Below are 13115 nucleotides of genomic sequence, written 5' to 3' on the forward strand. Positions count from 1 at the left end.
GGCTTGCAGACTGGCCCCGCAGGAAAGACAAGCCCCTCTCCCCTGTCGGTGGCAAGGGGCGTGGTCAGTCCCGCGGCGTCAGGGCAGGCAGGTCGAGAAGCCCCGCAATCTCGCGCCGGAAGGACAGGGCATCCCCCCGGTCCGGCTGATCCAGTTCCTCGGCGTAGCGGCGTCCGGCATAGGTGGCCCAGGCGATGGGCGCAGGGGCTGCGGCATCTCCGATCAGCTTGAGCGATTTGATCCCCGCCCCCTGCCAGTCCAGCGCGCGGGTGGCATGGTAAAGCGCGTCGTCGGGCCTGCGCGCGGTCACCATCAGCACGGCATCGGCCGCAATCCTGCTTTGGCGTCCCGTCCATGTGCAGCCCAGCGTCACACCATCGGCACCGACCGCCTCGGGCGCCTTCGACAGGTGCAAGGTCACGCCCAGCTCCATCAGGCGCCGCTGGATCGTGGCCTGTTCCAGCGTGTTGTCGGCCCATTCCGCCACCTTGACGGCGGGAGTGACGTAATCGACCTCGCAGCCCCGCGCGACCAGCAGTTCGGCAAGCACCGACCCGATGTAGAAATGGTCGTCATCGTAAAGCGTGACACGGCCTTGCGGCACGAGGCCCGCCATCAGGTCGTCGGGGGTAAAGACGGGCATTGCCGCATCGGTCGGGATCGGATGCAGATGCAGCCGCGCCACCGCGTCGCGCCGCCAATGGCTGCCCGTGGCGATGCAGACATGATCGGCACCGAAGCCTAGAATATCCTCAGGCGTCATCCGGCTGGCCGGAAAGAGCTGTGCATTGGGCAGGGGGGCAAGCTGGCCCAGACGGTAATCGGCCACGCGTTTCCATGCCGAAAGGCCCGGAAGCGCCGCTTCGCGAAGCACGCGACCGCCCATCTTGTCGGCCGCATCGGCCAGCGTGACGGCGTAGCCGCGCTTGGCTAGGATATGCGCCGCCTCCAGCCCTGCGGGACCGGCCCCCACGATCAGCACGCTGTCCGACGCGCCCTTGGGGTGCATCCGTTCGGGGTGCCAGCCTTTGCGCCATTCCTCCATGAAGGCCGTGTTCTGCGTGCAGCGCGAGATGCCTTGCGTCATGTCGCCGCTGACGCAGATGTTGCATCCGATGCATTCGCGGATGTCCTCGATCCGGCCTTCCTCGATTTTCTTCGGCAGGAACGGATCGGCGATCGACGGCCGCGCCGCGCCGATGAAGTCGAGGATCCCCGCCCTGATCTGCCGCACCATCGCATCGGGCGAGGTGAAGCGCCCCACGCCCACCACCGGCTTCGGGGTCAGCGCCTTGATGCCCGCGACCAGCTCTTCCTGCGCGCCTTCGGGCTTGAAACGCGAGGTGCCGGAACAGGCCTCCCATGTGCCGTTGGCAAGGTCCCAGATGTCGGGCAGATCGCCATGCATCTCGATGAAATCGCGCAGTTCCGCATTCGAGAACCCGAAAGCGCCGCCTTCATGCAGCGAAAGCCGCAGCGAGAGTGCAACTTCGCCCCGCGTTTGCTCGCGCGCGTCCTCGACGATCTCGCGCAGGAAGCGGGCGCGGTTTTCCAGACTGCCGCCGTATTCGTCGCTGCGCTGGTTCGTGGCGCGCGACAGGAAATGTTGCAGGATGCCGAAACCATGCGCGCCATAAAGGCAGATGAGGTCGAAGCCCGCCTGCTGGCTGCGACGAAAGGCGTTGCGGAACCAGCGGCGCAGGTCGCGTATGTCTTCGCGGTCCATCGTGCGGGCCTGCACGGGGTCTGAGGTAAAGGTCAGGATCGGCCCGCCCGATACGGCAAGCGGCACCTCGCGGCTGTAAAGGTTCGGCCCGTTGATGCCGGAATAGGCAAGCTGGATACCGGCAAGCGCACCGTGGCTTTTCATCGCCTCGGCCATCCGTGCCAGCGCGGGAATGTCGCGGTCGTCCCACAGGTGCTGTTCGATGAAGGGGGTGATTTCCGAAGTGGGATGGATTTCGGTCTGTTCGGTGAAGATCACACCCCAGCCGCCCTCGGCCTTGGTCCGGCGCATTTCGACCACCGCCGAAGGGTCGCGGTAGCCGCCGCCGTTGCAATGGGGCACCTGATAGAAGCGGTTCTTGGCCGTTTTCGGGCCGATCCGCATCGGCTGGAACAGGATGTCGTAGCGGTTGCCGGGCATGTCCTTGGGCATCATCTCACCCGAGCGGGCGGAAATCGGCAGCCTGCGTCTGCAGCAGCGCCGGATCGGGGGTGCGGCCGATATCGGCAACCAGCAGCGCGGGCGCGGGCCCCGCATAGGCCAGCATCGCCGCATCCGGCGCCGCAATGACCGATCCGCCGCAATAGGTGATCGCGCCTTCGGTCCCGCAATAGTTCGCATAGGCGATGGTGACCGAATGGTTGATCGCATGGGCCGGCACGACAAGCCGGCTGACATGGCCGTTGGGTTCGGGGTTGGCCGTCGGCACGAGGATGAGCGCAGCCCCTTGCAGCGTCAGCGCGCGGACCAGATGGGCGAATTCCACATCGTAGCAGATCAGCAGTCCGGTCCGGATGCCGCCCAGATCGAAGGTCGCAACCGAGTCTCCGGCGGCGTAGATCGATTTCTCGCGCGGCCCGAACAACTGCACCTTGCGGTAATGGCCGATCTCGCGGCCCGAGGCGTCGAAGGCGACGGCAGAGTTATAGACCGACGCGCCGTCGCGTTCGGCGTAGCCCACGACGATCCCGCAGCCTTGCGCCACGCAAAGCGCTGCAAGCCGCTGGTGCCACGGCCCGCCGCGCGGTTGGGCGCGGGCGGGAATGTCGGGCTGGCCATATCCGGGCAAGTAGGTTTCCGGCGCGACAAGCGTCACGGCCTGCATCGCGGCCGCCGCCTGCATCGCATGGGCCAGCGTTGCGAAGGCCGTGTCGTCGTCGCCCTCGGGCGATGTGGTCTGCAAAAGGGCGATGCGCATGAAAAGCCTTTGTCTGGGTGGGGATACCCCCGGAATTCTGCCATAAACGCTATGGCGCGGCAAACGGGTGGTATATACCCCCAAGGGGTTATCGGAGAGCGGGATGCAGCGGGACGAGGCTTTGGCGGCGGTGATCCGCGCGCAGGGCGGGGCGGGGTTCACCCCGGCGCTGCTGGTCTGGCTCGCCGCCGTCGCGGCCCCGGATTCGGTCGTCGGGCTGGCTTTCGGTGCCGATGGCCCGCCCCGGGTGCTGTTCCGGCAGGCGCGGGCGACGCAGGTCTTTGCACGGCTCGAGGCGGGGTATCTGGCGGGGGCCTATCTTCTCGACCCGTTCCACGCCTTGCACCTGCGTCAGGCGGGGGCAGGGGCCTACCGCCTGTGCGATGTGGCCCCCGACGCCTTTTCCCGCAGCCGCTACCACGAGGAATACTACCGCGACACCACGCTTCTGGATGAGATCGTCCTTCTCGCCCGTCCGCAAGCGGGCATGACGCTCATGCTCTGCCTCGGCCGCGATGCGACAAGCGGAACCGGTTTCGACGCGGCAGACTGGGCGGCATGCCGTGCCGCGGCCCCCGTCGCCGCCGCATTGGCCGAACGGCAATGGGGCGGGCTGCAACCGGGGGGCAGCGCGAGCGATGTCGTCACGGCACTGATTGCGGCGGCACGGCAGCGCGACATCGGTCTCTCGCGGCGTCAGGCCGAGGTGGCGCTGATGATCCTGCGCGGCCATTCGACCGCGTCCATCGCCTTGGGCTTGGGGGTATCCGCGCAGACGGTCAAGGTATTCCGCCGCCAGCTTTACATGCGCTGCGCGATCTCGTCTCAGGCCGAGCTGTTCGCCCTGATGCTGCCGATGCTGGCGAACCGGATCAGTTCTGCGGCGCCGACAAGGACGGAAGGCTGACCGAGAACAGCGCCGACTTTGCCGAAGGCACAAGCGCCGCGACAAGGCCGATGTTGGCGGCGACAAGCAGACCTGCAACCAGCATGTTGGTCAGGCGGCGCTTGGCGTGGATGTCGCGCTGCTGGGGAACGAAGTTCAGCCCCATGCGCTGGGCAGAATACAGGTTGCGCGGGCCATTCGACGCGTAGGTTGAGAAGGTCATGGCCGGCATCCTTGCTGGGTTCCTCGATGCTGCCTTTTTACGCCGCCACTTCGGTGCGCGACATCTGGCTTTTGGGATGCCCTGCCGGAACGGGTCTGACATTGGTATGGGTCTGCCGTCGGGGTGTCTGAAAAGTTGTTTCTTTTCAATGATGAAAAGCCCCGCACGGTCGGGGCGGCCATTCCGAAGGTATGGGTGGGGTCGTCTGGGAAGACGGCTTGCGCCTTAAACCTTCCTTCAGGGAATCGCTGCTAACTGCTCGGGAACCGATGTTTAGGGGGTTTCCGATGCCTGCACCCGTCCCGCTCGATCCGCGCTTGACCGTCGAATCCGCGACCGCCCTTTGGGGCCGTTTGCGCGGCACGGGGGCCGCCGTGCTTGACGGCTCGGCCGTGCGCCATTTCGGGGCGGCGGCGCTTCAGGTGCTGCTTGTCGCGCGGGCCGAAATGGGGGCGGGTCTTGTGCTGCAATCCCCCTCCGACCCGCTGCGTGCCGCGCTGGCAGACATGGGTGCAACCGATTTTCTGCAAGGGGGTGACGCATGACATTGCGGGTTCTTGCCGTGGACGACAGCCTGACGATGCGCGAGATGCTGCGCGCCGCGCTGTCGGCTGCGGGGTTCGATGTGACCTTGGCCGAAGACGGGCTCGACGCGCTCGACCGTCTGGCCGAAGCCGCCCCCGACCTGATCGTGACAGACCTGAACATGCCCCGCATGGACGGCTTCGGCTTTATCGAGGCGGTGCGGGCCGGCGATACGGCGGCCCGCGTGCCGATCCTGATCCTGACGACCGAGACGGGGGCCAAGCTCAAGGACCGCGCAAGGGCCATCGGGGCCACAGGCTGGATCACCAAACCCTTCGACGAGGGGTCGCTGGTGGCCACGATCAACCGTGTGGCAGCGGTATAGGGGGGCAACATGGCACCACCGACCGACCTGCGCGCCATCTTCTTCGAAGAGGCGGAAGAACTGCTGATCGCGCTTGACGCGGGCCTGCGCCGCATCGAAAGCGGCGATGCGGGCGGGGAAACGGTCAACGCCGTCTTCCGCGCCGTGCATTCGATCAAGGGCGGCGCCGCGGCTTTCGGCTTTGCCAATCTGGTTGGCTTTGCCCACAGCTTCGAATCCCTTCTCGACGACATCCGCTCGGGCGAGCGGGTGGTCGATGCGCCCCTGGTCGCCGCGCTTCTGGACGCCAGCTACCACCTTGCCGACATGGTCAATGCCGAACGCTCGGAAACGCCGCTCGATCCGGCGGTGATGCAGCACGCCCACGAAGTGCTGGTTGCCACCCGTGATCCGGCAAGCCAGCGCATCAGCATCGAGGTGCCCTTTGCCGCCGTGCCGATGGACTTCGTCCCCCTGCCGCTTGCGGGCCGCATCTTCGACATCGACTTTGCCCCCCATGCCGATGCTTTTGCGGCGGGACATGAACCCTCACTTGTCCTGCGCGACCTCTGCGCCTTGGGCAAGGCGCAGGTGGTGCTGGACGCAAGCGCGCTGACGGCTGATTTCGATCCTGCGCAATGCCGGCTGCGCTGGCAGATCCGGCTCGAGACCGACAGGGACGAGGCCGATCTTCGCGCCGTCTTCGATTTCATCGCAGGTCATTGCGACCTTGCCATCCGCGATGCGGTGCAACATCCCTCCGGGGATGTATCGGCCCCCGCAGCGCCCCCGCCGCTTCCCGCGTCACCCGTCCGCGCCGAAACTCCGGCGCCCCGCTCTGATGTGCGCCCCGAAACCCGCCCCGAACCGCGCCCCGAAACGCGCCCCGAGGCGCAGGCGCCCCGCGCGACGATCCGCGTCGATGTGGACCGCGTCGATCGGCTGGTGAACGTGGCGGGCGAGTTGGTGATCCACCACGCCATGCTGGCCGAAGCCATCTTGCGCAGCGGCAAGCGGGCCGAAACCGATGTCGACCGCAGCCTCGACCAGCTCAAGCAGCTTTCGCGCCAGATACAGGACAGTGTCATGGCGATCCGCGCCCAGCCGGTAAAACCGCTTTTCGACCGCATGCACCGCATCCTGCGCGAGGCGGCCTCGGTCGCGGGCAAACAGGCGCGTCTGGTGATCGAGGGCGAAACGACCGAGGTTGACCGCACGATCATCGAACGGCTGGCCGACCCGCTGACCCATATGATCCGCAACTCTGTCGATCACGGCATCGAAAAGCCCGCGGCGCGGCGGGCTGCGGGCAAGCCGGAAACCGGTGTCGTGACGATACAGGCCGCGCACCGGTCGGGGCGGGTCGTCATCACCCTCTCCGATGACGGGGGCGGCATCGACCGCGACCGCGTGCGTCAGGTGGCGATCAACCGCGGCCTGATCGCACCCACGGCAGATCTGTCGCCGTCCGAGGTGGACGCCTTGCTCTTCCTGCCGGGCTTTTCCACCGCGGCCGAGGTTTCGGCCCTGTCGGGGCGTGGCGTGGGCATGGATGTGCTGCGGTCCGAGATCACCGCGCTGGGCGGGCGCATTTCCATCGCCTCGCAACCGGGCAAGGGCACGGCGCTGACGATCTCGTTGCCGCTGACCTTGGCCGTGATGGACGGCATGGTTGTCGAGGCGGCGGGGCAGGTTCTGATCCTTCCGGTGTCGAGCATCGTCGAAACCCTGCGCCCCGATGGCAGCGCGGGCCACAGGCTTGGTCTGGCCGACCCCGTCGTCGAATTGCGCGGCATCTGCCTTCCCGTGATCGATGTCGGCGCGGCGCTGGGCTTTCGCGACATGCCGGTCGATCTGGCCGGACGCATCTGCGTGGTGGTCGAACGCGACGACAAGAATACCGTGGCGCTTCTGGTCGATGCGATCCACGACCAGAGACAGGTTGTCATCAAAAGCCTCGAGGACAATTACGGACATATCCCCGGCATCGCCGCGGCCACCGTTCTGGGCGACGGGTCGGTCGCGCTGATCCTCGATCCGGTCGAGCTTTTGCCAAGCCGCAGCTTGCGCAAGCCCGCCGTTCCGGCCCGAACCCCCATTGCAGCGGAGTGATCCATGACCATCGCCACAGCCGTCCTTCAACCCGACAGCCCCGCGCTGACCGCCGCCACGCCGGAACTTCGCGAATTCGTCGTGTTCCGCACCTTGGGGCAGGATTTCTGCATCGACATTCTGTGCGTGCGCGAAATCCGGGGCTGGACCAAGCCGTCGAACCTTCCCCACGCGCCCGCCTTTGTCGAGGGGGTGATCAACCTGCGCGGCGCGATTATTCCCATCGTCGATCTGGCCAACCGGCTCGGCCTCACCGCGATCGACGAGGACGAGCGCAACGTTATCATCGTGACCGCCATTGGCGAGCGGGTGACAGGGCTCGTCGTCGAGACCGTGACCGATATCCTCTCGGTGCCCGCGACCGACATCCAGCCGGTGCCGGACCTGTCCTCCGACGAATTGCGCGCCGTCTTGCGCGGTCTGGTCGTGCATCAGGGGCGGCTGCTGCGCCTGCTCGACATCGCTGCGATCCTCGGGACCGAGCTTGCGGCATGACCGCAACCGACCTGCGTTCCGACATGGTGCTGGCCGAGGGTGACTTTCGCGACCTCGCCGCCATCGTGATGGCCGAAACCGGCATCGCGCTGTCCGAGGGCAAGCGTCCGATGTTGCAATCACGGCTGCTCGGGCGGCTCAGGGCGCTGGGGCTTGACGGTTTTTCTGCCTATCTCGCCCTCATCGCCGCGCCGCAGGGCGAGGCCGAGCGGCAAGAACTTGTTTCCGCCGTCACCACCAACGTCACCGGCTTCTTCCGCGAGGAGCACCACTTCCGCCACCTCGAACAGATCGCCCTGCCGCCGCTTGTCGCGCTGGCGCGGGCGCGGGGGCGGGTGCGCATCTGGTCCTCGGCCTGCTCGACCGGCGAGGAGCCGTGGTCCATCGCCGCCACCTTGCGCAAGCTCTGCCCCGAGGCGGGCACCCTCGATCTGCGCATCCTCGCCAGCGATGTCGACCGCAAGGCGCTGGCACGGGCCGAAGCGGGCCAATACGATGCCGACGCGCTGGCAGCCCTTTCCGCCGAGGCGCGGCGCCTGCTGTTCGCCGGACAGGGCGGCGCGATCCATCCCGATCTCAGGGCGGCGCTGCGCTTTCGCCAGTTGAACCTCATTGGCCCGTGGCCGATGCAGGGCGGCTTTCAGGTGATCTTCTGCCGCAACGTCGTGATCTATTTCGACAAGCCCACGCAAGAGCGGCTCTGGCAGCGTTTTGCCGAGGCGATCCCCCCGGGCGGCTGGCTTTACATCGGCCATTCCGAGCGGATCACCGGCCCCGCCGCCGCCCATTTCGCGCCCGAGGGCGTGACCACCTATCGCAGGATCTGAAGGAGACAGTCATGAAGCGCAGCGATCTCAAGGTCGTGGTGGTCGACGACACGGCGGTCAGCCGCGGGCTGATCACGCAGGTGCTCGACTGGTTGAACATCGAAGGCTATCGCACCTTTTCCGACGGTCGCGCCGCCTTGGCGGGGCTGGCCGCGGCCCCCGCGAACCTTGTGATCTCGGATTACTACATGCCCGAAATGGACGGGCTCGGCCTGCTCGAACGGGTGCGCAAGTCGCGCGGGCTGGAACGGACGGGGTTCATCCTCGTCACCGGTCGCGCCGATCCGGCCATGATCGCCAAAGGGCGGGCGCTGGGGCTTAACAACCTGATCAACAAGCCCTTTACCAAGGAACAGATGCGCAACTGCATCGAGGCCGTGGTAGGCCCGCTGTGACGCTGCGCGCCGACCGTCTGATGGCGGGCGCTGCGGCGGAAATCGCAGCGCTTGCCGCCGATCTGCGCGCGATCGAAGCGGCCCTTGCACCCGTCCTGTCGGGGTTGCCCCCTTCGGCGGTCGTGCAGCAGCTCGATTCCGTGCTGCAGCGGCTCGACGGGCTGGCGCTGGTCCTGGCGGCCGAGGCGGCGCATGTTCCTGCCACACTCCTTCCGGGTGCGGCGGCGCGGATCGAGGCGTTGCGCCTTGCGCAACTGGCCGGGCGCCTTCTCGGCACCGGCGACGAGGGGGCCTTGCACGGGGTCGAGCTGTTCTAGAACAGGATCGGCTCGTTCCGCGGCGGGGCGACGAAGGGGCGTTCGAACACTTCGGCCGGATCGAGGAATTGCTGCTGCACCCGTCCGGTCGCCGGCCAGAACCTGATCTTGCGTCCACGGTCTCCACCGAGCGACCCGCCCAGATCGGCAATCCCCTCGCGGCGCAGGAACTCGGTGGCGAAACGGGCATTGGCCGCGCCGATATCGGGCAGGCCGCGCAGCATCCGCGCGCCGCCGAACAGCTTGCCTTGCAGGCGCTGGCGGCTTGCCCCCGCGCGGGTCAGCCCGTTGATCAGCAATTCCATCGCATGAAGCCCGTATTTGACGGCGGCAGGTCCGCTCTCGCTGCCCTCGGGCAGAAGGAAATGGTTCATCCCGCCGATACCCGTGACCGGATCGCGCAGACAGGCCGCGATGCACGAGCCGAGAACCGTGGCCAGAACCGCATCGTCATCGGCACTGATCGCATGTTCGCCCTGAACCAGAACGCGCAGGCCGCTCATGCCGCGCACCCCGGCGCCGCCAGCCTCACAAGGGCCGGCGCAATCTGGTCGAGCGGCAGGGTCCGGCATGCCGCGCCCAATTCCTCGGCCGCGCGGGGCATGCCCCAGACGACCGAGGTGGCGCGGTCCTGCGCGATGGTTGTCGCCCCCGCATCGCGCAGCGCCCGCAGACCTTCGGCTCCGTCGCGGCCCATCCCGGTCAGAAGCACGGCGACGGGCGGCACGGAAAACTGCAAGGCCGAACGGAACAGCGCATCGACCGAGGGGCAATGCCCGTTCATGGCCGGTGCGGCCTGCAAACGGCAGACGAGCCGCGTGTCGATTTCCAGATGGCGCTCTCCGTCGGGGGCAAAATAGGCCCGACCGGCCCTTGCCACCGCGCCATCGGCGGCGATCGAGGCGGCAAGGCGGCACTTGCGGCCGATCCCCTCGACCAGCCCTTGCAGATAGCCGGGGCGGATATGCTGCACGATCAGGATCGGGGGCATGTCTGCGGGCAAGGCGCCGAGCAGCTGGTAAAGCGCCTCGACCCCTCCGGTCGAGGCCCCGATCAGAATGCAGGGTGGCGCGACGCTCACCTCAGAACTCCTCCCATTCCGCAGGGCGTGCGGCGCTGGCGGCAAGCTTCGGTCTGGTCTGGCGCGCTGCGCTTGCCAGCACGGGTGCAGCGGCCGGCACCGCGCGGCGCTGATCGGGCGCCGTGCCGCGCAGGCGGAAATGGGCGACCCCTCCTGCAAGGGCTTCGGCCTCGCTGCGCAGCGAATGGCTGGCGGCGGTCGATTCCTCGACCATCGCGGCGTTCTGCTGCGTGACCTGATCCATATTCCCCATCCCCGAATTTATCTCTGAAAGCCCGGTCGCCTGCGCGCGGGCCGATTGCGCGATGGCACTGACACGGGTGGCGATCTGCGAAACACCCTGCACGATGGCCTTCAGCGCCTCGCCGGTTTCACCGACCAGCCCGACGCCCTTTTCCACGTGCCGGGACGATGCCGAGATCAAGTCCTTGATCTCGCGCGCGGCCTCGGACGAGCGTTGCGCAAGGGCCCTTACCTCCGAGGCGACGACCGCAAAGCCACGGCCGGCATCACCTGCGCGGGCGGCCTCGACCCCTGCGTTCAGCGCCAGCAGGTTCGTCTGGAAGGCGATGTCGTCGATCACCCCGATGATCTGGCGGATCTGGCGCGAGGACTGTTCGATCTCGCCCATCGCCGCGACCGCCTCGACCACCACGCTGCCCGAGCTTTCGGCGTGTTCGCGCGCTTCCGTGACCGCGCGGTCGGCCTCGTCCGCACCAAGCGCCGAGGCCTTGACGCTGGCCGTCAGCATGTCGAGCGCGGCGGCCGTTTCCTCGAGTGTCGCAGCCTGGCTTTCCGTGCGGCGTGACAGGTCGTCGGCGGCTTCGGTGATCTCGGCCGCGCCGTTGCGGATATTGGCGGCCCCCGTGACAACGCCCGAAAGCGCCCGGTCAAGCTGCTGGACGGCCGTGTTGAAATTGGCGCGCAGCATTTCGTATTCGGGCTCGAACGGATCGTCGAGCGCGGTTGTCATGTCGCCTTCGGCCAGACGCGACAAGGCCGAGCCGAGCGCATCGACAACCCGTGTCTGTGCCGCGCGATGCGCCTGCTGGTTGCGTTCCGCCGCTTCGATCCGCAGCACGGCCTCGGTCACGTCGACGCAGACCACGGTAATGCGATCGATGCCCCCCTGCGGGTCTTTCATCGCGTTGAAGGTGCAATCGACCCAGACCGATCCGCCCGTCTTGGTCCGGCGGTGCTGGCGTTCGGTGACCGTTCCGTCCCGTGCTATCCGCGCCATCAGATCGGGCAGGTTGCGCCCGTCGTCCTGCATCAGGCGGCGCAGGTCCAGCCCTTCGAATTCGGCGGTGGAATAGCCATAAAGCCGGCAGGCGTGGGCATTGGCTTTCAGCACCCGCGCATCCGCGTCAAGTTCCAGCATGACCTGGTTTGCCATGATCGCATCGAGGATCGCGCCCGCGTTGCGTTGTTTTGCTGTATCCCCGGCGGTCAGCAACACCTCTCCCTTGCCGTCGATGTCATGCAGTTGGAACGCGATTGCGCCAAGCGCGGGGGGCAGCGGCCCGCCCGAGGCAAGCGTTTGCAGCAGGCCCGGCGGCAGCAGCGTGCCACGTGTCACGGGCTGGGCAAGTTCGGGCCAGCCTTCTGTCAGGGCGCGCGCGTGGCGGGCCAGCAGGCCGGTCATCGCGGCATTGACCCGAATGACCTCTCCTGTGGACGAGACGACCATCGACGCCATCGGGTGCCGGTCGAAGGCGGCGTCCGGGATTGGCATTCTTCCCGATGCGGTCCCGTCGGGCCGACCGGCGCGCGCCTGTGCCGCGTGGCGGGCAATCTGCCCGATCTCGTCCTTGCGGCCCTGTCCCGGCAAGGGCGCTTCCGTTCCTGTCGCAGGCATCTCGCGCAAGGCTGCGGCAAGGCGGCTGGCAGGCAGGCCCACCCAGTGCAGGAACAGCCCTCCCGCCGCCAGAATGGCCAGCGCCAACAGGCCGAAGCCGGCGGCAAAGGGGCCGATGTGCCGGGCCAACTCGGGCCAGATGCCCGCCTGCGGGATCGACGTGCTGATCGCCCATTTCGATCCGGCCAGATCGAGGGGCGCATAGGCGATGGCCACTCTGCGGCCCGCTTCATCGGTCTGATCGGCCATGACGCCGGTTTCCCCGTCGAGTGCCGCGGCAAGTGCCGCACTGCGGGCCACATCCGAACCGAGCGCGAGCGGCACTTCGGCCTGACCGTGCTGCGACATGCGCAGCAGGTTGTCGGATCCGATGACGGTCACTTCCAGCCCGTCGGTCCGGTTTTCCGGCAGCGTCAGGTTCGGCACCTGAACCGCATAGACGCCGATGGTCTGGCCCGTGTCATCGTGGATCGGGGCGGCGATGAAGGCGGCCAATGCGCCGTCCGACGGGGCATAGGGAAGATAGTCCGCGAAAACCGCATCCGGTCCCTTCGCCTCGATCGCCGCCGAAAAGGCGCGTGACAGGCCTGTCGCGGAAAGCTCGCCCAAAAGCACATTGCCCAGCAGGTCGCGCTCTTTGGCAAGGGTGAACAGCACGTCGCCATTCCGGTTGATGACGAAGACATCGTAATAGCCATGCTCGGACTGGGCGGACGCGAAGTAATTCCGCATTCCGTCATAGGCCAGCCGATAGCGTGACCCGTCGGTCTGGTCCGATGTCAGGCTGCCGCGCAGCGCCTCGCGTCCGTCGGGTCCGGCCTGCACCAGAAGGTCTGATAATTGAGTGACCGCCCCGGCAGGGGCGCCGCTGTCGGCGCGCGCGACGACATCCTGCATGAACTCCTGAAAAGTGCCGTCGATATGCGCGACGATATTGGCCTGTTCGGCGGCAAGGCTTTGCTGCGCTGACTCCTCGATGCTGCGCGACAGGATCGCGATGTGGATCAGGCTCGTCGCGGCGGCGACGGCCAGCAGGGCGCCGACCACGGCGGCGGGAAGCAAGGTGCGAAGGCTATGGAAGGTCATGGGGATGCATCGCAAGTTCGGG

The 13115-nt window shown here is 67.2% G+C and carries 14 protein-coding genes; 8 read left to right on the top strand and 6 right to left on the bottom strand.

The window, feature by feature from the left end; translation table 11 throughout:
• Positions 1-64 precede the first annotated feature (64 nt).
• Together H7F16_RS14525 and H7F16_RS14530 are read right to left on the bottom strand one after the other, a co-directional pair.
• The gene (locus tag H7F16_RS14525) at positions 65-2158 is read right to left on the bottom strand and encodes an oxidoreductase (protein ID WP_338402015.1); all 2094 of its coding nucleotides are present in this window, start codon (positions 2156-2158) and stop codon (positions 65-67) included.
• A 4-nt stretch (positions 2159-2162) separates the two neighbouring features.
• Positions 2163-2924, bottom strand: a complete 762-nt coding sequence (locus H7F16_RS14530; protein ID WP_185798341.1) for a carbon-nitrogen hydrolase family protein — start codon at positions 2922-2924, stop codon at positions 2163-2165.
• A 103-nt stretch (positions 2925-3027) separates the two neighbouring features.
• On the opposite strand from H7F16_RS14530, the gene H7F16_RS14535 reads away from it, so the two are divergent.
• Entirely contained in the window at positions 3028-3831 is an 804-nt protein-coding gene (locus H7F16_RS14535) for a helix-turn-helix transcriptional regulator (RefSeq protein WP_185798342.1), read from the top strand.
• Here H7F16_RS14535 and H7F16_RS14540 read toward each other — a convergent pair.
• Positions 3797-4033: a hypothetical protein gene (locus H7F16_RS14540; RefSeq protein WP_185798343.1), complete on the bottom strand. Its 237-nt coding sequence runs from the start codon at positions 4031-4033 to the stop codon at positions 3797-3799. The genes H7F16_RS14535 and H7F16_RS14540 overlap by 35 nt on opposite strands.
• Before the next feature lie 287 nt (positions 4034-4320).
• Here H7F16_RS14540 and H7F16_RS14545 point away from each other — a divergent pair, with 287 nt between their 5' ends.
• Genes H7F16_RS14545 through H7F16_RS14575 form a run of 7 tightly spaced genes read left to right on the top strand, consistent with a single transcriptional unit; the run spans position 4321 to position 9068 of the window.
• Positions 4321-4578, top strand: a complete 258-nt coding sequence (locus H7F16_RS14545; RefSeq protein WP_185798344.1) for an STAS domain-containing protein — start codon at positions 4321-4323, stop codon at positions 4576-4578.
• Positions 4575-4943 carry a response regulator gene (locus H7F16_RS14550; RefSeq protein ID WP_185798345.1) on the top strand — a complete coding sequence of 123 codons (369 nt, stop codon included), beginning with the start codon at positions 4575-4577 and terminating at the stop codon, positions 4941-4943. Before H7F16_RS14545 ends, H7F16_RS14550 begins: the two co-directional genes overlap by 4 nt.
• 9 nt (positions 4944-4952) lie before the next feature.
• Positions 4953-7034 carry a chemotaxis protein CheA gene (locus H7F16_RS14555; RefSeq protein WP_185798346.1) on the top strand — a complete coding sequence of 694 codons (2082 nt, stop codon included), beginning with the start codon at positions 4953-4955 and terminating at the stop codon, positions 7032-7034.
• Positions 7035-7037: 3 nt separating this feature from the next.
• On the top strand, positions 7038-7529 hold the full coding sequence (locus H7F16_RS14560; protein ID WP_185798347.1) for a chemotaxis protein CheW: 492 nt from the start codon (positions 7038-7040) through the stop codon (positions 7527-7529).
• Positions 7526-8356 carry a CheR family methyltransferase gene (locus tag H7F16_RS14565; RefSeq protein WP_185798348.1) on the top strand — a complete coding sequence of 277 codons (831 nt, stop codon included), beginning with the start codon at positions 7526-7528 and terminating at the stop codon, positions 8354-8356. Before H7F16_RS14560 ends, H7F16_RS14565 begins: the two co-directional genes overlap by 4 nt.
• Before the next feature lie 11 nt (positions 8357-8367).
• Positions 8368-8751, top strand: a complete 384-nt coding sequence (locus H7F16_RS14570; protein WP_185798349.1) for a response regulator — start codon at positions 8368-8370, stop codon at positions 8749-8751.
• Positions 8748-9068, top strand: a complete 321-nt coding sequence (locus H7F16_RS14575; RefSeq protein ID WP_185798350.1) for a hypothetical protein — start codon at positions 8748-8750, stop codon at positions 9066-9068. The genes H7F16_RS14570 and H7F16_RS14575 overlap by 4 nt, the downstream gene beginning before the upstream one ends.
• Here the strand turns inward: H7F16_RS14575 and H7F16_RS14580 are convergent.
• From H7F16_RS14580 to H7F16_RS20010, 3 genes are read right to left on the bottom strand one after another with little or no spacing between them, the layout of a single operon-like run.
• Positions 9065-9571 carry a chemotaxis protein CheD gene (locus H7F16_RS14580; RefSeq protein ID WP_185798351.1) on the bottom strand — a complete coding sequence of 169 codons (507 nt, stop codon included), beginning with the start codon at positions 9569-9571 and terminating at the stop codon, positions 9065-9067. The two genes, H7F16_RS14575 and H7F16_RS14580, sit on opposite strands and share 4 nt — an antisense overlap.
• Complete coding sequence (locus H7F16_RS14585) at positions 9568-10149, bottom strand: chemotaxis protein CheB (protein WP_185798352.1); 582 nt, start codon at positions 10147-10149, stop codon at positions 9568-9570. The genes H7F16_RS14580 and H7F16_RS14585 overlap by 4 nt, the downstream gene beginning before the upstream one ends.
• 1 nt (position 10150) lies before the next feature.
• The gene (locus H7F16_RS20010; RefSeq protein ID WP_185798353.1) at positions 10151-13093 is read right to left on the bottom strand and encodes a methyl-accepting chemotaxis protein; all 2943 of its coding nucleotides are present in this window, start codon (positions 13091-13093) and stop codon (positions 10151-10153) included.
• Between the last annotated feature and the right edge of the window lie 22 nt (positions 13094-13115).

Origin of the sequence: Paragemmobacter straminiformis, from assembly GCF_014243445.1 — a bacterium.
Taxonomy (GTDB): Bacteria; Pseudomonadota; Alphaproteobacteria; order Rhodobacterales; family Rhodobacteraceae; genus Paragemmobacter; species Paragemmobacter straminiformis.